This is a genomic window from Vibrio nigripulchritudo ATCC 27043, assembly GCF_000222685.1.
GTDB lineage: Bacteria > Pseudomonadota > Gammaproteobacteria > Enterobacterales > Vibrionaceae > Vibrio > Vibrio nigripulchritudo.
Genome location: NZ_AFWJ01000223.1, coordinates 163202 through 187307, shown reverse-complemented (window position 1 = coordinate 187307; position 24106 = coordinate 163202). Strand labels below are relative to the sequence as shown.

19 protein-coding genes are annotated in these 24106 nt (G+C 45.8%); 5 read left to right on the top strand and 14 right to left on the bottom strand.

What is annotated here, in order from left to right:
* Positions 1-27: 27 nt before the first annotated feature.
* Positions 28-1365, bottom strand: coding sequence for a SpvB/TcaC N-terminal domain-containing protein (locus tag RH89_RS16335; protein ID WP_004404309.1), 1338 nt, complete (start codon positions 1363-1365; stop codon positions 28-30).
* 87 nt (positions 1366-1452) lie between these two features.
* Complete coding sequence (locus RH89_RS16330; RefSeq protein WP_004404307.1) at positions 1453-1830, bottom strand: hypothetical protein; 378 nt, start codon at positions 1828-1830, stop codon at positions 1453-1455.
* A gap of 530 nt (positions 1831-2360) precedes the next feature.
* On the opposite strand from RH89_RS16330, the gene RH89_RS16325 reads away from it, so the two are divergent.
* On the top strand, positions 2361-5405 hold the full coding sequence (locus RH89_RS16325) for a M6 family metalloprotease domain-containing protein (protein ID WP_050811547.1): 3045 nt from the start codon (positions 2361-2363) through the stop codon (positions 5403-5405).
* A gap of 113 nt (positions 5406-5518) precedes the next feature.
* Here RH89_RS16325 and RH89_RS16320 read toward each other — a convergent pair whose 3' ends face one another.
* Both RH89_RS16320 and RH89_RS16315 read right to left on the bottom strand, forming a co-directional pair.
* Complete coding sequence (locus RH89_RS16320; RefSeq protein ID WP_038146336.1) at positions 5519-7642, bottom strand: sensor domain-containing diguanylate cyclase; 2124 nt, start codon at positions 7640-7642, stop codon at positions 5519-5521.
* A gap of 254 nt (positions 7643-7896) precedes the next feature.
* Entirely contained in the window at positions 7897-9111 is a 1215-nt protein-coding gene (locus RH89_RS16315) for a multidrug effflux MFS transporter (RefSeq protein WP_004404299.1), read from the bottom strand.
* 145 nt (positions 9112-9256) lie between these two features.
* Between RH89_RS16315 and RH89_RS16310 the strand changes: the two genes are divergently transcribed.
* Together RH89_RS16310 and RH89_RS16305 are read left to right on the top strand one after the other, a co-directional pair.
* On the top strand, positions 9257-10147 hold the full coding sequence (locus RH89_RS16310; protein WP_004404298.1) for a LysR family transcriptional regulator: 891 nt from the start codon (positions 9257-9259) through the stop codon (positions 10145-10147).
* 277 nt (positions 10148-10424) lie between these two features.
* Entirely contained in the window at positions 10425-12257 is a 1833-nt protein-coding gene (locus RH89_RS16305) for a putative bifunctional diguanylate cyclase/phosphodiesterase (RefSeq protein WP_004404297.1), read from the top strand.
* Between the two features lie 51 nt (positions 12258-12308).
* Here RH89_RS16305 and RH89_RS16300 read toward each other — a convergent pair whose 3' ends face one another.
* A complete protein-coding gene (locus RH89_RS16300) occupies positions 12309-12608 on the bottom strand; it encodes an isoamylase early set domain-containing protein (protein ID WP_038146381.1) in 300 nt (99 codons plus the stop codon).
* Positions 12609-13151: 543 nt separating this feature from the next.
* On the opposite strand from RH89_RS16300, the gene RH89_RS16295 reads away from it, so the two are divergent.
* Both RH89_RS16295 and RH89_RS16290 read left to right on the top strand, forming a co-directional pair.
* On the top strand, positions 13152-13637 hold the full coding sequence (locus RH89_RS16295; RefSeq protein ID WP_004404294.1) for a MarR family winged helix-turn-helix transcriptional regulator: 486 nt from the start codon (positions 13152-13154) through the stop codon (positions 13635-13637).
* A 214-nt stretch (positions 13638-13851) separates the two neighbouring features.
* Positions 13852-14166 carry a Rieske 2Fe-2S domain-containing protein gene (locus tag RH89_RS16290; RefSeq protein ID WP_004404291.1) on the top strand — a complete coding sequence of 105 codons (315 nt, stop codon included), beginning with the start codon at positions 13852-13854 and terminating at the stop codon, positions 14164-14166.
* Positions 14167-14192: 26 nt separating this feature from the next.
* On the opposite strand, the gene RH89_RS16285 is transcribed toward RH89_RS16290, so the two are convergent.
* From RH89_RS16285 to RH89_RS16245, 9 genes are all read right to left on the bottom strand, one after another.
* A complete protein-coding gene (locus tag RH89_RS16285; RefSeq protein ID WP_004404288.1) occupies positions 14193-15404 on the bottom strand; it encodes an NAD(P)/FAD-dependent oxidoreductase in 1212 nt (403 codons plus the stop codon).
* 8 nt (positions 15405-15412) lie between these two features.
* Positions 15413-16447 (bottom strand): sterol desaturase family protein, encoded by a 1035-nt coding sequence (locus tag RH89_RS16280; protein ID WP_004404284.1) that lies wholly within the window; start codon positions 16445-16447, stop codon positions 15413-15415.
* Between the two features lie 57 nt (positions 16448-16504).
* The gene (locus RH89_RS16275; RefSeq protein ID WP_004404281.1) at positions 16505-18013 is read right to left on the bottom strand and encodes a sugar ABC transporter ATP-binding protein; all 1509 of its coding nucleotides are present in this window, start codon (positions 18011-18013) and stop codon (positions 16505-16507) included.
* 13 nt (positions 18014-18026) lie between these two features.
* On the bottom strand, positions 18027-19037 hold the full coding sequence (locus RH89_RS16270; RefSeq protein ID WP_004404278.1) for an ABC transporter permease: 1011 nt from the start codon (positions 19035-19037) through the stop codon (positions 18027-18029).
* 62 nt (positions 19038-19099) lie between these two features.
* A complete protein-coding gene (locus RH89_RS16265; RefSeq protein WP_004404275.1) occupies positions 19100-20140 on the bottom strand; it encodes a sugar ABC transporter substrate-binding protein in 1041 nt (346 codons plus the stop codon).
* 157 nt (positions 20141-20297) lie between these two features.
* A complete protein-coding gene (locus RH89_RS16260; protein ID WP_004404272.1) occupies positions 20298-21254 on the bottom strand; it encodes an ABC transporter permease in 957 nt (318 codons plus the stop codon).
* A gap of 106 nt (positions 21255-21360) precedes the next feature.
* Positions 21361-22347: a TRAP transporter substrate-binding protein gene (locus RH89_RS16255; RefSeq protein ID WP_004404269.1), complete on the bottom strand. Its 987-nt coding sequence runs from the start codon at positions 22345-22347 to the stop codon at positions 21361-21363.
* A gap of 13 nt (positions 22348-22360) precedes the next feature.
* Positions 22361-23632, bottom strand: a complete 1272-nt coding sequence (locus tag RH89_RS16250; RefSeq protein ID WP_004404266.1) for a TRAP transporter large permease — start codon at positions 23630-23632, stop codon at positions 22361-22363.
* Positions 23629-24099, bottom strand: coding sequence for a TRAP transporter small permease (locus RH89_RS16245; RefSeq protein ID WP_004404262.1), 471 nt, complete (start codon positions 24097-24099; stop codon positions 23629-23631). The genes RH89_RS16250 and RH89_RS16245 overlap by 4 nt, the downstream gene beginning before the upstream one ends.
* Between the last annotated feature and the right edge of the window lie 7 nt (positions 24100-24106).

The following is a 24106-nucleotide window of genomic DNA, read 5'->3' as shown; positions in this document are numbered from 1 at the left end:
AGGTACCTGTATTTCCATCTTTATCCTTTATATAAGTACCTTTGACGCAAGGCCCCCCTTCTTTGCTGTCGCTGTAAATTTTTTCTTCTTATAGCTGTTGCCCCCCCCGCAATAACTACCTGAACCACTAATTTCTCCTGTTTCTGTCTCTATTTTGAACGTTCCATTGACAGAAATTAGTTGATAGTTCCCAGTACTCTTTGTTGTTTCATTACCGTCAGGATCAACAACTGTCCAACCTACAAAATCAGGCTTACTGAACTCGCAATATTCCGTGCCGACCTGATCCCAACCTCTTTTAATACCGTATTTATCCAGATGTCCATCTCTATTGGTATCCACAAACTTTGGAAAAATAAAGCTCGTATTTGAACTTGTAACGGTGGCATTACCCTGAGATTTCCATTCAAAGCTTATTGGGCTAGAGCACTCGGTTCCCTTGCCCGTGCACATCTGGATTGACGAGAGCAAACTACGGTTTGTAACATCGGACTCGCCGTAGGCTAATATATAATTCCTGACGGCTTGTTCAGATTGGTTATTTACCACGATTTTTGATAATCGCTGTGATCTTGTCAGTTTTGACCCCATCAGATACTGAGACGTTGAATCTGTTCTCCCCACATAATCAAACTTAATTGAGCCACCCTCGTATGAAATGACATCGATCTTATGAGTCCCTGCTGCCGTGTTTTCAACGTATTTGAATATGATGTGGTTGTTCTTGGTATGATCTGTAACCTTGTTTAAGGCCCATTTGTAGATATGATGAGGGTGTCCTGGCAGATTAACTTGCGCTGTATTTTCCATTCCATACTCATAAACTGAGCCGTCTTTTTTCCAAACCTTAAAATGGGAAGGTCCATGACCACGGTAATCGGTTTTATACGACACAATCTTTGAATAGCCGTTATTCTCTAAGCGATATTCGGTTAAATCCCCGCCATCTTGCCCTGTAATCGCCACTAACCTTTGACCGTCTAAACAGTAACGGTCGTCGTTATTTAAACGTACGCCCCCCCAACGCCCATCCTTATGTAGGTTTTTTCCACATCGAGTAATGGCAGAGAGCCCTGATATGTCCCACCCCATTCCGAGGTACCCATTTGGGGAATCACTAGCGTAGCTGATTGCGAGTGATGGCTGATGCCCATTTCTTCCGGGTACCACTTCGATTGGCAATGAATACGTTGCCTGCCCACCAGACACATTAAAATCGCCTCGAATAACTGGTGCCGCCGCGTAAACTATAACGCTGAACAGCGACAAAAGACTGAATAATGTAAGCCTTAGATAGTGATGTAACTTAGATTGTTTAACCATCGGATTTTTTAAACAAAATAAGGTAGGCGTTTTTGTATTCATTGAGTTCGTTATCCGTTACGAAAGGTGAAAATAAATTGTGTATACCCAAGTCACCTCAAGATGCTTGGTTCAGCGAGAAATATCTGGCTAGTTAGTGGAAGTCGCCATCAAAGATTCAAGACGCTCAAGTTCTTGATTTAGCTTTTGTAGTTCTTCTGGGGGTGGAATATCGTCTGGCATATTCTTTTCCGAAAAATCACTCAGTTCGCCCTGAACAAGGGGCAATTCAGGGGCATCCAGATTTTGAATACCATGCGCTAATGTTTGTTGGAGCTCGACAACAGGAGAAGGATAAGAAATATCATCACTGAATAGGTCATCAGTATGGTTAATTTCAGATTCCGTCGAATCTAATTCGACAGCCTTACTTTGATGTATTTCAAGATCGGAGTGATCTTGAGAAATGTAAAAATAAGTTGCCAGTCCCCCAAAAATGAGAACTGACACCATTACCACTGATTTCATAATCTATTTCTTATATTACTTAGTTGTATTTATTAGAGTCGGAAACGTTAAAGTTTAAAATTACAATCTATCGCCCTTCCCATTTTAAGAAACGCCAATAAAATACCTTTAAACTACTTCAGGTGCATTTACCTTAATTTGCAAATGCGAACCATATCAACAAACTTTATAACCAAAACTCATTGATACCTATCAATTATTTTTTAACAATATAAATTAAACAACTTGATAACAATGTTATTTGGAAAGCCATTCGGTTATATAAGGACTGGTCAGGTCTGAACAAGGAAAAAAAGGTTGGTTATTAAGCATTTCATTCTGTCGCTACTCTCGGTTAGCTCTATAACAGCCTCTCAATATAAAACTAACCACTCCATTTATAAGTCAGCCCTTACATTCTGATACATGTATCAAATATCAGATTGTGATGAAAACGTCTCAAAAACTGACACTTTAATCACCGTGCACTTTCAGATGCTTTTTTATACGAAAATAAGCATCGCTAGGTATATGATTAAATGGAAGTTTTTATGAAAATGTTTACACGTAAAGCTTTGGCAGGCTTACTGGGGCTTTGTTCCTTTGCGTCTTTCGCGACAGTGTTGCCTTCCCCTCACCCTCATCAAATAACATTGTCAGATGGGAGCTCGATGGAAGTTAGATTGAAAGGAACGAAACAATTCCACTGGTATGAAACCTCTGACGGTCACGCTTTAATTAAGCAAAATAATAATTGGCACTTTGCGAAGCTCAGTCAAACCAGTGGAGAACTTATCTCGGCGGGCGAAATATTCTCTTCTACAACGCCACCACCTCCAGCTTCACTCATTGACTCCTCAACCGCATTTAAAATGCAGGTGAAAGCACAAAAATTATCAATGACACAAGATAGCGGGCTTTACACAACTCTATCGAGCTATGTTCCTTCAATACAGCAAGGCGCTTACCGCAATCAGGAAGCAAATGGGCTAGTCGAGCAGCCATTGCTAGTGGTACAAGTCTCTTTCAGCGATGTGACTATGAATCACGACTTTACTGACCTTGTATTTTCCACAACGGAACAAAGTGTAAAAGATTATTTTCGCAAGAATTCCTCGAACAACTACGAGGTAATCCCTGCTAAAGAAACTGATGGTACCGTCAATGACGGCGTAGTGAGTATTGCCCTTGCTCAAAATCATCCAAATTGTATCAATCAATGCTGGGATACCTTCGCGCCTGTGTTCGAAGAGATTTACAGTAAGCTTGATCCACTGGTCAATTTTGCAGAGTTTGACAAAAACCTCGATGGCAGTATCACCCCTTCAGAGCTTTCTGTTATGTTCGTATTTGCAGGATATGACCGAGCAGTAGGTTCTGAAAATCCAGCTATCTGGCCACATAAATGGAACCACGCCCCAATCACCGTAGATGGCGTTAAAATTAACTCATATTGCTTGTTTGCAGATTATCAGAGCGACCACCAATCAACATTAGGCGTTATTGTGCATGAACTCGGTCACCTAATGCTTGCTCTACCTGATTTATACCCGGGAACAGACAACCCAGACAGAGGGTCAGTTGGAAAATGGGGTCTTATGAGTGGTGGTTCCTGGTCGATGAAGCCGGGTGACTTGTACGCAGGGCAAACACCTTCGAATATGCTGGCTTGGACTAAAGAAGCTGCTGGGTTTGTTACGCCTCAAGTATTGACATCCTCTGGTCGAAAAGAAATTCAAACAACGAATGACTCTGCCGTCATTTACATCGATCCTTACCTTAAAGAAAAAGGAAGCCGAGTTTACTTAGAAAATCGACAAGCTCAAGATTACGATGCTGGTGTACCTGGTGAAGGTCTGCTTGTTACCTCGGTCAACATTAATAACCAGGCGCGTAATAACGGTCCGATGCAGGTTCAGATTTTACAGGCTGATGGATTAGATGAACTTGGAAGAGGCTGGAGAGCAGACAATGGAGATGTCTTCCCCGGTAGTACAAACCAAAACAGCTTGTCTGATTCCACAAGGCCATCACTGTCTGATTTTGTTGGAATCAATTCCGAAGTCGAATTCAACAATATCGCAAGCGATTTAAATGCGGCAAGTTTTGACTTAAACATGATTGATGAGCCAAATAAATATTCTTGGGCAACCTCTTTCCAACGCTCATATTTGCAACTTTATACAAATGTCAATGTTGCCGCGTTTGCCATCAATACTCGCGATTCCCTTAGTGTGTTAGATGGATTGCACATCAATACGCATCCTACAGGTATTGAAGACACCCAATACAAACTTTGGTTGTTTCCTTACCAACCTGCTGAGCATGTTCTTTCAGTAACACCAGCTGAAGGTCAACTTCTGGCTCAAGGCTACATTCCGGCAAACAATAGAATACTATTGGACAGCAGCATCTCTCTACCTAATGGCAAAAGTACTCTGATATTGGAGCTCACCGATGGAGTAATCGAAATAGAGCAAAAACGTGTAGAGACGTACATTAACTACAGCGAGGTGGAATCTTGGTGGGCAAGTAACACAGACTTCAGCGATCATAATCATCTTATTGCTATATACCCTTGGCAGCAATATAACTTTGGCGCACTTCTGCGCTCCGACACGAGCTCTGTGATCACAGCGAGAAACGATGCATTCTCTGTAGATGAAGATACGGTTGCTTCCTACAATCTGCGAGATAACGACATCGTTGATTTTTCCCAACAAATCGAAGGGGTTGAAATCATCACACCGCCGTCTAGCGGGCAACTTTCTGGGATGGACTATACGCCTAATGCCAATTTCCATGGTAACGATTCATTTACGTACCGCTTGAAAACAACGGAGGGGTTGACCTCGAATGTCGCGACTGTTGATATCACGGTAAACTCGATAAATGATCTGCCAACCGCTCTTATTTCCAACCGTTCAACAACCATCAGTGCTGGTGAGTATTTCACGGTTTCTGGTCTGGAAAGTACCGATGTAGAATCGTCGAATCTTGCGTATCAGTGGAGCACATCAGAGGATTACGTTTTATTTGGTAAACGTTCGTCCCAGCTAACGGTTAGCCTACCTCATCTAACTGTAAATAAGACCTTAGACGTAACGCTTATCGTAACCGATGAATCGGGAGCGCAATCTTCAGATACAGTCACTTTCAACATTCTTGCGAGTAATAATGTTCCCGTGACTCAAAATGATTCTGTAACGCTGACTTACGGCAATTCAGTCTCAATTAAACCGCTTGAAAATGACACAGATGCCGATGGTGATAACTTGTCTCTGATACTGACGTCACTGCCTTCAAAGGGGAACACCTCCATTCAAGGAAACGAGATCATTTACACCGCAACAGGCGCACACGGGCAAGCCCAATGGGTTGAAACCTTCTCTTATGAAGCTGTTGATGAAAAAGGCGGCAGAGCATCTGGTGAAATAACCGTCACTGTACAACCTAAAACCAAGACGACAACTACTGTCACTTCAACCAGCTCATCATCCGGAGGTTCGATGAGTTTGTATGGGATGCTTGTATTGTTTGCATTAGGGGCTTTTAGAGGGGTATGGACACGCCGCAAGAGCTCAACTATTCACTAAAGCCTGATTAGAACTGAATTACCTGATTCTAAATCACTAAAAGCCCCAGTATCTCGCGATACTGGGGCTTTTTACACTATATAGGTAAACGCCTAGGAACCACAGGTTCGAATCTAAGCCACAACAGCAACTTCCGATGCATTTACAATGCGATTCCTGCCATGATCCTTAGCCTGATACAACGCCTTATCGGCTTTTTGATACATAGAATCAAAGTCGAATTTGGATGGAAGAACGGATTCTGTTAAATAGCCGATGGATACCGTGAGTACTGACGAGCTGTCGTTCAAAGCATGGGGAATGGCGTCTGTTTCAATGCACTGGCGAATGTTTTCTGCTAGCTTTCTGGTTTTGTCTTCCGTGGTATCGGAAAGCAGTAACGCAAATTCTTCACCGCCGATACGGCAAAAAGTTTCATCATTGCTGTCGCAGAAGTTGCTCAAAATGTTACCCAACCGAATCAAAGCGATGTCACCTTCTAAATGCCCATACTCCTGATTGAACAATCCAAAATGGTCAATATCCAGCAATATCAATCCAATATTCTGAGGTGCAGACTCCTGACGGTTTCGGATTTCATCCATATGCTTTACTAACTGACGGCGATTTCCTAAACGGGTAAGCGGGTCGATACTCGACAGAGCTTCAAGCTGCTGGTTGGCTAATTCTAGCTCCAGAGTGCGGTTGCGCACTTCCTGTTCCAGATTTTCGTTAAGAGTACGGATGGCTTCCTGTGCTTTTGTGCGTTGCAAAACTTCCGTTAAGTTTGATGCAAACAGCAGCATCATTTCCTGAAGCTGGCTGGTAAGAGGGCGGCGAGTTAAAAGGTTATCGGCGGCTAAAAATGCAATAGGTCCATCGGTGCTGCTTTTAAGCATGGTCATGGCTGTCCAGCCAAACCCGACAATGCGCTTGTCGTGATAAATGGGCACCGACTCTTCAACTGATAACGTATTCGGATTATGAATGGCACTGGCGACGAGTGGTCGGTCTATCTGCATTTCGGTTTCATAGTAACTTTCATTCACCACATTCCCTTGAATGTCCGTACCCCATGTCCCATACAAACGGGTCAGTTCCGGATCGGTCAGGAAGACCGCCATACGATCTAAGCCCAAATTGTTGATGGCAAAATCTACTGCGGACTTACACACGTCATTCACCGTTGTACAACGGGAAAGCGCGACCATACTGGAATGGAGCCAACGTACGTTTTGCTCCTGTTTCTTGCGGATATAGATTTGAGCAAGGAGTGAACCAAAAGACTTCAGCATCTCACGCTGGTAATCGGTAATCGGTTCCCGATGTATAAAGTTGTCCAGCGCCAGCCACCCGATAGGCTCATTCTCATGGCGTAATATGAGCATGCCGTTCCAGCCCTGCCCCACCACATTACCCGTGGTGTACAAGGGCGCGTTTTCGATAATCACCAACGACTCGTCGTTGGTGTGAAGCGCCTCAATATATTCTTCTTCAAGCTGGTGAAGATCATAAATAGTATGGTGCTCTGCCACTGTTTTTCCGTACTCGTCTGTACCATAAGTTCCGGTAAAACAGCGTTTCTTCATGTCCAGTAGCATAAATACGCTGCGGTCAAAACCTAGACGGTCTCGGACCGCTTCCACTGCACCTTTATACAAATCATCCAGTGTTGCAGGGTTCGAAAGCTCCAACGCTACCTGCTGGACTAGCTTCATTTTATCGATAAACGTTTCACGCTGGCGGATCTCATCCAGATACTTCGCTTCACGTATATCACGGTTTTTAAACTCCAGAGAAGCGTTGCGCTCTGCCCTCAAACATTGCCATCTGGCAGAGGCAATGTTCAGGATATCGATAAAAGATTCCGCTGAATTGACCTGATATTTCTCCAGTTCCACTTTCTCAATAAACAGGTATGTGCGCCATTCTGGATGGTTGTCGATCATCATGATCAGGCATTCACCACCCAAGGCGTCGAGATAGTTCCAGGAGCAAGTGTTGATTTCTAAAGGGATAAGACCATCGGAGGTATCAAACTGAGCTGCCCATGTCCAAAATGAGCCGGGAAAGCAATGTGGGGAAGTAAAAGAGCCTTTTGAATAGCTGGGAGATAACTGCTTACCAAGAGAAGGGTCCCGGACAAAATACATAGCCTTGGGAGAAAAGCTCTCAGACAGAAACTGGAACATTCCGTCGGCGATCACTTTGTGATCTCGAGCTGATGACACAACTCGTAGTAATGCATGTCTATCCAAAATTTCACCCAGCTAACGGTATTTTTATGTTTATGGCTCAACGTTAGCGAGAGCGAAATTTGTATGCAACAGAACGGACATTCAGTTGTTACAAATTCCGCATTTTTAAGCGGTCATTTTGATTAATTCGCGATTCAAAGCAAATTTTTGGCACAACATCACACATAGCGTTACATCACATTATTGTGTTTACATCGTCACAACGCGACATAACTTATAAAATAATACAAATTTAAAGTCAGTTATATAAATAACTACATGTTGGGTAATGCCTTATCAACTGGTGCTTCCAAATCCAACTGACTGCCTTTTCGCTGAAATGAATAAAGTGCAATTAAACTTAGTGTTCCAACCAGTAAAAATGCGCCAAGCAGAGCCTTAGTTGTAATAAATGAAGCAATTAGTCCGCCAAACACGCCTGTGACTAACATTTGTAACGATCCAGACAAGGCTGTGACGGTTCCCGCACGTTCTTTGTGTGGCTCAAGAAGTATTCGTCCAATGACAGGGAACATTAACCCCTGAGCAATAGCAATCCCTGTTAGTGCCCCAATTAGGTTGAAAACACTCACCGAACCGATAAGCATCCATACTCCCGAAAGGAAAGCAATGCCTAACCCAACACCTAAAATCGACTTAGGCAACAATCGACGATTCAAAAAGTTTTGCAGCACACTGCCAATCATCAGCCCGAAAGATGGCAGTATCATCACCAAACCATAATGCGCGGCACTCATTTCTAACTGCTCCTGAACCAGATACGGCATCACCGACAATGAAAGCATAATCATCAAAAAATTTACCCAGCCATAAGTTGTTGTTGCGATCACTTGTGGCGTTTTAATCAGGTCTGCATAGGCTCTGAAAGATTCGAATAGCTGCGGTGCTTTAGCTGGATAGGGCAGTGTTTCCGGTAAAATCAGCAATCCGGTTACGTAAATCAGCGCAACGTAAGCAAAGACAAAAACAAACACCGATTCCCATCCAAATTGCCACGTTAGCCAACCGCCAAGCACTGGCGCAACCATCGGCATCACCGATGCCATGATCGACACGTAAGACAAGGCTTTTGCAAGGGTGTTGCCATCGTAACTGTCGCGCAAAATACTGTTGGCAATGACCGCAGTACTTCCTGCTCCCAACCCCTGAAGCAAGCGACCAAAAATAATCCAGTTCAGGTCGTGCTGAAGGAACACACAGATGCTGGTTCCAACAAGGTAAAGCCCCTGCCCAAAGATAAAGACGGGTTTTCTGCCCAAGGAATCCGCAACAGGTCCGTAAATAAGCTGCGCCGCTCCCAACCCAACCATATAAATGGTGACCAGCCATTGGATATCCAGAGTCGCATCAGAAAACTGCCTGCTCATTTCTGGCAGCCCGGGTAAGTAAATGCTTACCCCGACCTGTCCGGTAGCGATAACCATCATCGCAAGCATTAAAGGCAATTTACTGAAGTTTTCTCTTTTCATAAATATACAGGCACTCGGTTAGAAAATTAGGCAAGTTCACACATAGGGGTATGCTTACAAATCAGTTTACTTTGTTATCAATGAATGATAATCACGTAATTGGGAAACGGATTACATCCTGACAGGAACTAATAGAGGAGCAGTAATGGACTGGATGCAGAGCGTAAAAAGTTACATCAGAGTGGTTGAAGAAGGGAGTTTTAATGGCGCTGCCAGGCGCTTGAATACCACAAGCTCAGCCATCAGTAAGCGCATACTCTGGTTAGAAGGAGTAGTGGGCGCACAGCTGCTAAAAAGAACCACACGCTCAATCAGCCTGACTGAGGCTGGTGCCCTGTTTTTTGAACGCTCCGTATCTCAAATGGAGCAATGGCAATCTATTGTGGATGAAACCCGATCTGTTACCCAAGCGCCAGTCGGTCGGTTAAAAATCGGCGCTACCGTCGCCGTAGGCTCTCGATTTATTGTCCGGTATCTGGATGATTTTCTTTCTCAGTATCCAGACATCAAAGTCCAGCTAGTGACGACCGTTCCAGGTCAGTTGCCGGAGCTGGATTTGGATGTGTACATCAGTCGGGAGCTGGAGCAAATGAACTCACTCAGTTTTATCGCCACCCCGCTGTTCGAGTATCCGTTTGAATTTTTTGCCTCACCTCAATACCTTGAACAACATGGAGTACCCCAACAACTCGATGATCTCTCCAAACACAATATGTTGATTTGGGGCGAGCAGCTTGAACGGGAATTCTTTTTCGAAAACAAAAAGAGAGTCGTTTTTAAAGGCAATTTCGCCACGACCAATCCAGAAGCGCTGTATCACGCGGTAAAAACAGGAATGGGAATACTGATTTCCAGTAAGATGATGATCCGTGACATGCTTGATTCCGGAGAAGTTGTACAAGTACTTCCCGGATTGAAAACCGAAACGACCACCATTTACGCGTATTACCCAAAGCTGGATTATGAGCACACCCGTACCCGTCTTTTCATCGAACATTTGAAAAATCGGCTGGCTCAGGAAATTCCTTCAAAGTGACCCATTCTGCACTCAAAGCGCAACTTGAGCCCGACTGTAAAGCCACTTGGCTGAAAGATGAATTTTTCTAGTGAATGATGGTCATTGCTTATGACTAAGTGCGCACATCATTCTCAATAAAGAGTCAGATCGGGATATTTCTTACTCGCACGTATTTTTAGATCTTATACTTCTGTTCTATAAGAAATTTATATCTATATTTTATAAAATAACATACGGTATGTGTGTTTGTATCTGATGATTGAGAAATCAGGTCGGCGCTGGGTTTTGGTAGGTCATGGAAAGAAAGGACTTCAATGATACAACCATCAGTATAAGTGACATCAACAGGATACTTTTACTGGATGGAAATGAGCTTCTGGAGCAAACCTGTATGTTGCTTCATGAAAAGCTTCATTCGTTCTGTACCTGCATAGTGGAACTGAACGAAGCAAATCACGTTGCATCTACGCTGGCGTATGTGCAGGAAAATACCGTAATGGATGACCTGCAATACGACATCAACAACACACCTTGTGAACAGGCCTCTAACTCAGATACCGAGTTCTGCATATACGCAGAGAAAGCCTACCAACATTTTCCTAAAGACCCGTTTTTGGTTGATCTTCAACTCGAATCGTATTTGGGTTATCCGTTGAAAAATGCGCAAGGGCAAACCTTGGGGATATTAATTTCAACATTTAAAACCCCCATCACTAATCCAGATCCCATTCTTCACTACCACAAACTCTTTTCAAAAATCATCATCCACCAGCTCCGAGCAAAATGGCTGGTTGAAAAAACCGATACCTTGCTAAGCCAGCTTAGTGAACAGACCAAGCGAGACAATCTCACTAATCTGTACAATCGATTTTCCCTTGCCAACCATCTGAAACATTTGATGGAAGTGAAAGGAAAGAAATCGAGTCTGGTTCTGATCGACATTGATGGTTTTAAAGAGTTTAACGACTTGTACGGCACCCATATCGCCGATCGCGTGTTACTGCATTCTGCCAGTGCCATCAGAAGTGCTTTCGACAATGTGGATACTATCTATCGCATTGGTGGAGACGAATTTGCCGCCATATGTGAAGGCGACGTAGTCGAACAACGGGCAGATGCTTTGTTTGAGCAGCTTCATTCTGGCTTTCAGTATGAAGACTTGCAGCTTAACTTCAGTGTCAGCCTGGGGATCGTCAGCTTTTCAGATGCTGAAAGCGGTGACGACTTGTTGCTTAAAGCTAACCTTGCATTAAAACTGTGTAAGCAGAGCCAGAACTGCCATATCCAATACTATGACAGCCGACTAAGTGCGATGCATTTACGCCGATCTCAGGTCATCGAGGCACTAAAGCTGGATTTAGCGGCAACTGTTGAAAAAAGCGCACTCAGTGTCGCTCTGCAACCTATTGTGCTTCTAAATGGTGACAATTGGAGTCGGTTTGAAGTTCTGGCAAGGTGGAATGACCCTAAACTGGGTGTTGTCACGCCCGACGAATTTATTGAAGCGGCTGAACATACCGGGCTTATCAATCGTTTGGGCGAACGTGTTTTCGAACTGGCCTGCGAAGCCAAACGCTTCCTGGAACAGACATTGGGCTACTCCGTTGAACTGAGTGTGAACTGTTCAGCAAAAGAGTTGGCGCAGCCAAGGCAGTACTTGTCCCAACTGACTCAAAAGCTAGAGCGTTATGGGTTTGCCGCAGATGAGTTCACCATAGAGCTTACCGAAACCGTCCTTATGACTCAGTCTGGTGATATTCGTCAGGCTCTGCGAGGGTTGCACGAAAAAGGATTCAAGATCGCGCTGGACGATTTTGGAACCGGTTACTCCAGTCTGAATTACATTCACCGTTACGACATCGACTGCATCAAGATCGATAAAACTTTTGTTCAGAACATGCTGACCAATTTGAAGTCTGAACGAATCGTAAAATTGATTGTTGAACTGGCGAAACAGCTTCAGGTAAGTATCGTGGCCGAGGGAGTAGAAACGGAGCTGGAACTGAACAAGCTGGTTGGAATGGGTTGTACCTCTATTCAGGGCTATCTCTATTCCTGCCCGCTTTCACCGCCTCAGCTCATTCAAAAAATTGAGAATCTACCTCCGCAGAGCAGTTCTTCAAAATAAATCAGCTTCCAGATAGGAAGCTGATTATTGCCAAGTGTTCTTCGAAACCGCTCACATTTCACGAGTCGAAACTAGGCAGTTGTCCTGACCAAACGAGTTCGGTACATATCTGTCGGCATTGGAGTCATTGACCCAATTAGAATCATTCACCAGATAGCGGAACTCAAATTCCTGATCTTTGGGTAAACGGGTTTTAAACTTAAACGTTTTGTCTTTTTTATTGCGCTTCATTGGCGTTGCTTTCCAATCCAGAAAGTCCGCCACGATCGCTACTGAGCTGGCTTCTTTCTCATCCAACTCAAAGGTAACTTCCACTTCGTTCTTAGTCTTAAAAAATTTTTTGTTAATCACAACCAACTCCATCATTTATCGCAGTTTTCGTTTTTAATAATACAACCAGTTTCATATTTCAAGACAACATACCATTCGATTTCTTACTTGGTCAAAGAAGCTGGCATTTACTGGTATTCGCTTAAGTGTCATGAGACGACTTAAATAGCGCCATATATGAGTGTAGAAGTGCTTATCGAGTTCGGAAATATTCAGGACAAAAAAGAAGCACGTAAATATTCAACTTAGCTCGTAAAGAAAATTAAGCTCGAAGTGGAATCTATTCAATATATGAACGATAGATAGAAAAAATACAAATCATTTGCATAATTATCCAACGTAAAACCTTGTCTCATACCTTAGTTTACTTTCAAAATTAGGATCATTATCAAATAATTTAATCTTGTAAAATCATAAGGATAATGGGCAATAAATTGCCCAGTTATGAAATAGAAAAGTATTTTACATAGAATCATAAAGTGACTGATCGCAAAAAAATGTATTTACTCATTAAATACCTTTTACTTCGAACCTTGATATGCTTAAGATATGGTTATAGATCATATGAATAAGTCGAGGGCCAATAACGTGGCAGACAAAAAACACCCAAAACCTTACGAAACAACGGCTGGAATCAGTTGGATCGCGACTCGTCAGATGCAGAACAGAATCCAGCTGGAAATCCAAAAACTTTACAAAGAGATCAATGTAGAACAGCTGCTTGTTTTGATGGAGCTGGACTATGAAGACGGTCTTCGTCCAAGTGTGTTAGCTGAGCGTCTGCAACGTAGTAAAGGCACCATGACCAGCCTTATTCGTCACGCAGAAAAGAATGAATACATCGCCTCGACTCCAGATCCAACGCATAAGAACGCGAAAAAGATCTTCCTGACGTTGAAAGGTAAAAAAGTGCACGACGAGCTGTCGCAAATCATCAATAAAGAACTGCAAGATGCCATGGCTCACGTTAACGAAGAGCATCAGGCAATCATTCATGAAGCCATGAAAGGCATGGTGATGCGCTATAACCCGAGCATTTTCGAATACTGATCAACCCCAAATCTCACCATTAACGCCAGCCTATGCTGGCGTTTTTTTATGTTCAATGAATCTCTTTAGCGTTCAACATATTCGCTGTTCATAATCCCACGTTTCAACCCGTCCTAATCTTGCAACATTGCGCCTTAAAAGCTTCAACCTGATGGATCTTTAACCAATTGTGGTATTACCATAAATGATATTTTTGGTAGTACAAGGAAGCACTATGGAAAATCAACATTACGTATGTGAAGAGCAGGAAATGGAATTGGAGAGCGTAAAAAGGTTCGATTTAGGCAATCATACTTACGCTATTTATCGCAGCCCAGATGGGGAGTTTTACGCCACCGCAGGATATTGTACACACGAAGAGGCGCATTTATCTGAAGGATTAGTCGATGAGTACGAAATAGAGTGCCCACGGCACTTTGGTGCGTTTGATTACAGGAATGGTATGGCAACGGTTGCCCCTGCCTGTATCGACTTAAAAACATACCCAGTCACTCTCAAAGAGGGCAAGGTTTACATAGAATTAGGGTAGCTTAGCTACCCTTTTAATCTTGAGGTTTAGACAAGATCCCTTATCGAATGAGAGGGATCTTTTAGTTTATCGGAATCGACCACTTTGCCTTTTGCAATCGCTTTCTGAATGGCTCGAACGTCTCTTGCCAGTGCATTTCCCTCAGACACCGCAGCCACACACTTCACTCGCTCGAATTCATCCAACTGAAAATGCATCAGCTTATCGTCGGCGAGCTTTCTGGTAACGTTTTTCGTTCCCAAATTTGGGTAGCCAGCAACTTGTAAGGTCATAGCCATTTGATCAGACCAAAAATAAGGCACATCCGAATACACGCTGTTTTCACCTGCGGCGTTTTTTCCTGCAACAGTGCCTTGCTGCCCAGCCGTTAACCAGGACTCCAACCGCAGCGAACAACCCACAGGTGTTTGATAGCGACAACAATCGCCCGCCGCATAAATATGAGGGTTGGAAGTACGCAGCGTCTCATCCACCAGAATACCGTTTTCAACCAACAACCCCGCTTGTTCGGCAAGTTGGGTATTGGGCACCGACCCGATTCCGACAACCACGCAATCCGCTTCAACCGACTCGCCACTTTCTAACTGCACAACAACGCCTTGTTCTGATTGCAGCATAGATTGGCAAACTTCACCCAGTTTGAATTCAACGCCGTTTCCAACATGCTTGCGATACAGAATGTTTGCGATTTCGGTGGGTACAGCCCGACTCAGTATTTGCGAAGCCTGTTCAATAACTGTCACCTCTATCCCCATTGCACGCATTGAGGCAGCGAGCTCTAACCCGATAAACCCGGCACCAATCAGAGCCACTTTCTCTGCATTCATGCAGTTGCGTTGGATTTTTTGAGCATCCTGCAACGTCCTAAGGTAATGCACTCGTTCGGATCTTTCGAACCCTGGCAATGTGCGAGCCGTGGCACCAGTTGCCAATATTAACTTGTCATAAGTCAGGCTGAGCCCTTTGCGGGTAACTACCTGCTTAGTATCGATATTTATGGATTCAACGCGCTCCCCTGAATGCACCGAGATACCAGAGTCTCCATAAAAGCTTTCAGGAAAAACGGGCTTATTCTGAACGGCTTCTCCTTGCCATTTCGACAATGGAGGGCGCTCGTACGCCAGTCCGCCTTCTTCGCCGATTAGATGGATACTCCCTTCAAAGCCCACTTTTCTGGCAGAGATTGCCGCTGATGCCCCTGCGTATCCGCCTCCAACAATCACAATGTGTTTGCTCATCTGCTCCCTCATGTTGCTGATTTTTCATTGGACTCACGCGCTTTTCGCTTGGACTGGCGAAACGCTTCTTCAGCTTCCGGAGAGCCGTTGTGAAAGCTGCCAAACCACTTATCCAGCGGGATAATGCTTTCACCAAAATTCACTGTGTGATAGCGGTGATGCATGTAATGCATGATTTGCGCATTCTTCACACTCATTTCATCTCCCAGGACAATTTCATCAAACCCAGAATGCCCTTGTGCTGGGGTAACGCCGGTGTGAATGCCATTGAACAGCATGTGGAATGGGTGACTCGGCACAATAAGGTGGATCAGCATGCAGCTGAAATAGAGAACATGCTCGACGGGGTGCATCGCCATACCCGACCAGGGACCGATATTCACGTTCTTGTGATGCAGATAATGCACGCGCTGGTAAAGCGGCTCCCAATGGATCAGACGATGAATCCAGTAGAAATGGAACAGTCGCCAGACTGGCATCAACACCAGCCACAACACAAACCAGACCGGGTTTGACTGGAAGTCGATATAAGGCAGCAGGCTGTTGGCGTACATCCACCAGAGCACGACTTCATAAGCGGTCCAGATGGTGCAGCCAGACACAATGCTCCAGAACATGTTGTCGAAAACCTGATCCTTGAATAGAAACAGAGAGTCGTTCTTCGCCATCCATCGACCGTTGTATTTAAATTTCCTGCCCTGCTTTTTGTAGCTATAGAGCCAGAGGTGCAGCGACCCAGCCACAATAAACAGCAAGACAATATTACGTAACAGGATTTCCACCACCCAATCCGTTGCAAATGTCTCCATTCGGCTAAGTTCCGGAGTGAAATACATCATCACAATCACGGTCATGATGAGGTAACCCAAATTCCACGGAAACAGGTACCCCGGCATTCCAAAAAACCACTTCAGGAAAGCTTTTGGCTTTGGCGGCCAGACAAACACTGGCTCCTCAAACACGGGGTTACCTGAACGCCACTCCCCTCTTCTGTCGCGGACTTGCCCATGCTCGTCCACTACTTCTTTTGTTCGTTTTGTCATCACATCCTCCGAGTTGAGCGACGTTTCGCCTCTCAGTTCGTTATGCGAAAATTTGCGTTAGCTGGCAGACTTTACGCCCGCCATATCTGCCAACATCTGCTCTTTATCCATATCCTGCAGACCGTAATCGGCAACAATTTTGCCTTCGTACATGGTCAGCACCCGATCTGCCAGCATGATCACTTCATCAATTTCATAAGACAGCACCAGCACCGCGACTCCCCGACTGGCAAGCTCTTCGATGATTCGGTAGATATCGGCTTTGGCATGTACATCGATGCCCCGAGTGGGTTCTAGCAAAATCAGCAGTTTCAGATCTTTGTCCAGCCAGCGGGAGAAACAGATTTTCTGCTTGTTACCGCCACTGAGAAAACGGATTTCCTGTTCGGGAGATTCCGTTTTGGTGCTGGTTTCTCTGATGGCGTTTGCCACCACTTCCTGCACATCGCTTTGCTGAATCAACCCACCTTTGGTTCGTTTGTGAATGAAGGGCAGCACGATATTACTTTCGACCGAAAGCGAAGGAAGAATGCCGTTTTTGTCGCGGTTTTCCGACACAAACCCCATACCCATATTGACTGCAGAATCGGGACCCTGACCCGGCTTTAAGGTTGTCCCTTCATACACCACGTTTCCGGTGTAATGCTTGTCTAAACCGAATATCGCTTTAGCAATTTCAGGTGCGCCGCAGCCCCTCAGCCCTGTCATCACCACAATTTCACCGCAGCGAATATCGAATGAAATGTTTTCGAAATCACCCGGTTTGGAAAGGCTTCTGAGTGAAAGCAGAACCTCTTCGCTCACCTGCTTTTCAGGTTTCACAAAGTCATCCAGATCGTCACCTGTCATAGCTCGAATCACGTCATTTTCTGAGGTATCCGAGACTTTGTCGCTGAGCACAATTTTGCCATCGCGCATCACTGTTACCCGATCCGCAATACCGAAGATTTCCGGCATATGGTGAGAGATATAGATGATGCTGATGTTCTGCTGCGTCATTTTTTCTACAAACTCAAATAGCTTGAGTTTGTCTTCTTCAGAAAGGGCGGAAGTCGGTTCGTCCATCACGATCAACCAGCTGTCGGTCATGATGGAACGGATGATTTCCACAATCTGCTTTTCACCCGAATTCAGGGTGTGAACCGGAGCGGCTGGGTCGATGCTTAAACCAAAGAGATCCAACTGTTCCTGCACTCGTCGAATCATTTCTTTTTTATTCAGAAAAGGCGTGCCCGAATAGTGTATTTCTCGCCCTAAAAATATGTTGCCAAACACCGTCAGTTCATTGATCAGGGAATATTCTTGGTGAATGGTGCTAATGCCATGGTCGTTAGCATCGGAAGGTTTATCGATCTGAATCGGAGAACCATTGAGTAATATTTCCCCTTCATCGGCAGAATATACGCCCCCTAATACCTTAGTCAGGGTCGATTTACCTGCACCATTTAACCCCACCAGCGCATGCACCTCGCCGGACTGGCAGGTAAAATCCACCGCATCCAACGCTTTGGTTTCGAAGAAGCGCTTGCAGATGTTGTTCATTTCAAGCCGTTTTTCGCTTTTCATTCTGAGCACTCCTTTATCCGTTAGCGTTATGGCGACGTTGACTCAAGGTGTCGATCAGTACAACGCCTAGCAGAATCGAGCCCTTGATAACACTCTGAAGATACGGATTGGTGTTGGTCAGAATCAGACCATTAACTATGATGCCGTACAGCAAGACCCCTAAAATGGTGCCGAATAAGCGCCCTCTTCCACCAAACAGGCTGGTTCCGCCCAGAACCACCGCGGTAATGGCGTCGAATTCAAGGTATAACCCTGCCCATGGCTGACCAGACGAGACACGCCCGACTGTCACAATCGCTGCCAACCCTGCCATTAACCCCGCCAGCATGTACACCAACATAATGGTGCGCTGAGGTCTGCGTCCGTTGACGTACGCGGTGTCTTCATTACTGCCAACTGCGTAAACATCACGCCCGTAAGCGGTGCGATAAAGCAGGGTCGCCAGAACGAGATAAACCAAAGCAACAAAAACAATCACCACAGGGAAAGAGCCGTAAGACGTCCCACCAAGCCATAGAAAAACAGGGTCGGTCACATCGATGGAGTCGGCATCATAAATGACCAGTGCCAGCCCCCGCGCCAGTGCCATGGTAGCGAGCGTGATCATAAAGGCGCTGAGTTTGAGTTTTCCGACAAAGAATCCGTTGATAAAACCGATCGCAACCCCTGCCACCAACGCAGCAGCAAAACCCAGAACCGGAATGCCTGTGGTAGTCAGGACGATTACCCCAACCCCTCCAGAAAAGGCGACGTTAGAGCCCACCGATAAGTCGATGCCTGCGGTCAACATAATGTAAGTCATTGCCATACTGAGCAGGAAAAGCACGGCGATGCTTCTGAGAAGGATCCCTATGTTCGCCAGAGAATAAAAGTTTTCGTTCGCAATACTGAAGCCAACCGCTGTAATCACAATTAGCCCAATCAGCAACATATAACGGGTTCGAAACGCATTCCCATTGCTGTTTGTTGGCTTGGTGTTGGCTGTTGCTGATTCGGTGCCCATTTTCGTTACCGTTCTGTCCATCCTTCATCACCTAATTCAATCGTTTGATCCAGGCTGCCAGCGCACGCTGACAGCCACCCAGCTTATTTCACTGAGTCAGGACCAAACTCCAGATAGCCGTACTGAGCCACTTCCAGCGCCTTGTCTACGTCATACACCACAATGTCTTTGGGGAAGCCGTTTTTCAGTGCTTTGTCGTGGTTCTCCTTGGTCATCACCAAAGGCGTGTAGAAGTCGTATACCTTGTCGACTGTCTCACCCTTATGGATGCGATACGCCATTTGGACGAAGTTCCACCCTTCGCGTGTACCACTCAAAAGAATGTCCGCTTTCACAGGAGAATTGTTCGCCTTCATTTGCTGGAGAATAGGAATGTCGCCGTCGTAACCCCAGAAGGTAATGTTGTCGATACCTCGGTTTTGGGCGATGGCAAGAGAGGGATACAGATAGCCGTCCGTCACTACGGAGATCGCATCCAGTTTAGGGAACTTGGTGTACCAGTTTTCGGCAATGCTCTGCGCTTTGATGGTATCCCAGTCGGCAGGCTGCTCGGCAACCACCTTAACATTCGGGTAGTGACTCAATCCTTTGAGAATGCCTTCACGGCGCGCTTCGCCTGAAGGATTACCCGCCTGTCCAAGCATGATCGCAACCGTCACGTCGCCTTCCAGCAATGCACCAAGTGCGCGACCCTGATTGTAGCCATTGGTCACATCACCCAGCGTAAAGCTGTAGTCTGCAGATTCCATCGGGCTATGAACCGCAACCCAGGTAATACCGGTATCCTGTGCCTTCTTCACCAAAGGTTCAAAGGCGTCTACGTTGATGGCGTTGACAAACATTACATCCGGCTTTTCGTTGATCGTAGTTTCCACCTGAAGCAGCATTTTTTCCAGGCTGCCTTCTGCGCTTAGCCAGCGACCAGAAACGTTTCCGAACTCTTTGTCATATGCCTTAATGGCGTCTTCAAACCCAGACAGCCACGCTACGTGATACGGTGCGACGTGACCGTCATTGATGAATACAATGTCCAAACCTTCGTCGGCCAGAGTTGGCGAAGCCAATCCTAGCGACACCAGTGCAGCCATTGCCACACGTTTAATCTTCTTCACAGTGTTGAGCATGACAATCTCCTTATTGTCGTTAGCGATCTGCCGGCGAGATTGGCTTAGCCTGTAATAGAGGTCGCCTGACGGATCTGGAAAGGGTCACACTGCGCCCTTTCCGGGTATCAATGATGTTGATATTGATGCAACTTTGGGCTCCTGATGAGTAATACACTCAGTAACTTGTGGATTGACGTGACTGCCAAAGCAGCCAGTTCAGTGCTAAGGCGGCAATGATCACCGAGCCTTTAAACACCAAATGCCAGACGTCTTCCACGTTCAAAAGATTTAAACTGTTGTTGATGACACCGATAAAAAGCACGCCCCAGAAAGCGCCGCCTATGGTGCCTTTGCCCCCCAGAATAAGGGTGCCTCCGATGATGATGGCAGCAATGCCATCCATTAAAATTCCGTTGCCGTCCAGTCCCGGTTGCACAAACCCCATTCGGGTCGACAACACCAGTCCAGCGAAGCCGCTGCACAGACCAGCAAAGGTAAACACGCCCACTTTGACCGCATCCACATTGATGCCGGAAAGCTTGGCGTTTTCTTCGTTATTACCAATGGCAATGATGTACGCGCCAATGCGGGTGTGGTTGTAAACCACGTAAGCCAGGGCATACAGCAATACAAGAAACAGGAAAGAGATATAAAAACCGGCGAACTTCTCCGCCCCTACAAAGCGGAAGAAGTCGCCTACCAAAAAGATCATCTGACCTTTGGGAATGATTAATCCCGACAAACCTGTCGCGATAAAGAGGGTAGACAGGGTAACGATGAAAGCTGGCAATTTAAGACGAGACACTAACAACCCATTTGCCAATCCCATCGCCACAGAGCATACGACCACCGCCACAATGCCCCATTCCACGCCACCCGTTAATCCAAAAAGCACTCCTAAGACAATGGAAAACAGGACGGATCCCATACCTAAAGACAAATCGATATTGCCTGAAACAACGACAAAGAATTGCCCTAATGCAATCAGCCCAATCGGCACAATCTGCCGGGAAATTGCCGACATGTTGTCGATGCTCATAAACCGCGGGCTGATCAGGTAAAACACAATGCAACACGCGATAGTGACAAATATGATGTTCTTTTCCATTACAGTTCGTACAACGGCGTTCATTCCATTCTCCTTGCCATTTCGCGGAGCCAGTTCAGGCTCCGCTATCCCAATCCTCGGGGTACAAATTACTTATCTCGGAATACCAGTTTTTCTGAATACAAAAGGTCTATTGAGCGCGAACGCGATTAGTCATGTCCTCAGCCCATGGATGACGCTTAAACATGTTCTGATACAGAGGTTTCATCGCATCCTGATTCCACTTCACCAGCTCGTCACTTGGGGTGATCACTTCCACACCCTGCTCAACAAAGAAGGCTTTCGTTGCGTCGTTGTCTTTCACCACTGCCTGCCAGGAGTTGGTGCTGTACTTAGCTGCCGCTTCCGTCACCACTTTCTGCTGTTCGGCAGTCAGACCTTCGAAAAACGCTTTGTTGATACCAAGGTTAAGCGAGGTAAACATGTGGTTGGTTTCAATGATGTACTTCTGCACTTCGTAGAAGCCCTGAGCTTTAATCAGACTCATTGGGTTTTCCTGAGCATCGACCACACCCTGTTCCAGCGCGGTAAATACCTCAGTAAACGCCATTGCCTGACCGTTCACTCCAAGAAGCCCTGCCATTTCAAGGAACATGGCAACGTTAGGCACACGCATACGCAAGCCGCCGTAGTCTTCCGGTTTCTCGATTTTCTTGTTGGAAGAAATCACACGGAAACCGGATACCGAATACGCCAGGTGCTTCACACCAAACTCTTCAAATACACCAGCGATTTCTGTACCCACATCAGAATCCAGCACTTTACGGGCATGGTCGTAGTTACGGATAAGGAAAGGGGTTTCGGTAAACCCAAGGCGCGGATCCAGGCTTTGCATCAGTGAACCAAACAGCGCCACTTCAATGGTGCCATTTCGCATACCGTTGATAAGCTGTTCTTCCGAACCCAGTTGAGCGTTAGGGAAGATCTTCACATCAATGTCGCCATTGGTTTTCTCTTCCACTTCTTTTTCAAATTGTTGGAGGGCTATATGCTGAGGATGAGATTCAGCAAAATAATGACCAATCTTGATGGTTTTGTCGGAGCCAAACAGCCCCGCATGCGACACAGCACTTACCAGCAACAAAGGTGAAATCATTAGTGTTTTCAGTTGTTTCATTATAATTTCCTTATCAACCAATCCATTGGATAGGGAGAGTTATTATTTCTGGGACAAACACCAGCAGGAACAAGATGGCAATGTGAACCGCAAGGAATGGCCATATCCCTCGGGTCAGTTCACCCATTTTGATCTTGGAAATGCTTGAACCCACGTAGAGCACCGTTCCAATCGGTGGGGTAATCAAACCAATACTCAGGTTGATCACCATAAGCACCCCGAAATACACCGGATCAATCCCGAAGGACTTCACCACAGGCAGCAAAACAGGGGCAAAAATTAAGATGGCTGGCACGAGATCCATCACGCAACCCACCACCAGCAAGAACAACATAATGGTCAGAAGCACAACAGTGCCGTTATCTGAAATACTCTTCAGCAGTTGAATCAGTTCCGCTGGAATCTGAGCAACGGTAATCGCGTAACCCGACACCATAGCCGCAGAAGCGACGAACATGACAATGCCAGTGGTTTTTACAGTTGAGCGGAAGATATCCAACAGCTTATTGAGCTTTAATTCTCGATAGAAAAGAGAAATCAAAGCAGCATAAATAGCAGCGATTACCCCCGCCTCTGTTGGTGTAAAGATACCGCCACGTAAACCCACAATGATGATTACGGGTAGCAACAATGCCCAGAAAGCATCTTTGAATTTTTTCCAACGTTCGGACCAGGGTTCGCGATCAAACACCAGGCTGTCTGAGCCACGGTAGAGATACGCCCACATGGCAGACAAACCAATGGCCATTAAAATCCCGACAGGCGCGCCGCCAATGAACATCTTGGTAATTGACACACCACCAATCACCCCGAAAATGATCATCGGAATCGAAGGCGGAATCGCCAGCGCGACAATCCCCACTGCACACACAATTCCGGTCGCGGATTTCGCTGAATACCCTTTCGACATCATCATGGGGATCAGAATCGCGCCAAGTGCCGCCGTGTCTGCAACCGCAGAACCCGACAGACCCGCAAAGATAAGACCAGAGATGATCACCACATAGCCAAGACCACCTTTGATGTGCCCGACCAGTGAAATCGCAAAGTCCACGATGCGCTGCGATACCCCGCCCTGCTTCATGATTTCCCCGGTTAGGATGAAGAAGGGGATCGCCATCAAGGCAAAGTTGTTGGCACCATTGATGAAGTATTCAGCCATGGTTTGGTGATCATAAAGCCCGACCACAAATAGCAGTGCGGCAGCAGAACCCAAAAGAGCAATCGCAACAGGCACACCACTGAACAACAACCCAAACAGAGAGACAAGAAATAGCCAGATCATGCTTCTTCCTCCCCTTTATTTTGGCGTCGGAAGAACAGCAGAATCACGCAGCAGGCTAAGCAGGACAAGACGCCAGCCAGGTATATAATGCCTGTAGGTAACCCCGTTGACGGCAGCCCCTGCCCCTGAGTCAGCAGCATTAGTTTGTAGCCACCAATGACACAGGCAAGCAATACCAGTACGGAGATAATGGTACGAATCACGCCCATCACTTTGGCAGTTTTTCCTTTCAGACGAGAAACCACAATGTCGACTGCCAGATGCTCGTTTTCCTGATACGCAATCACGATTCCAAGAAACACCACCCAGACAAATGCGATTCGGGATACTTCTTCCGACCAGGCAAGCCCGGAATCGAAGACATAGCGCAGCACGACATTCGCAAAGACCAGCCCCACCATGGCAACCAGTGTTGCAGCCGACAGTAAGTCGACACTAAAACGGAATAATTTACGGCTCCATTCCATTGTTATG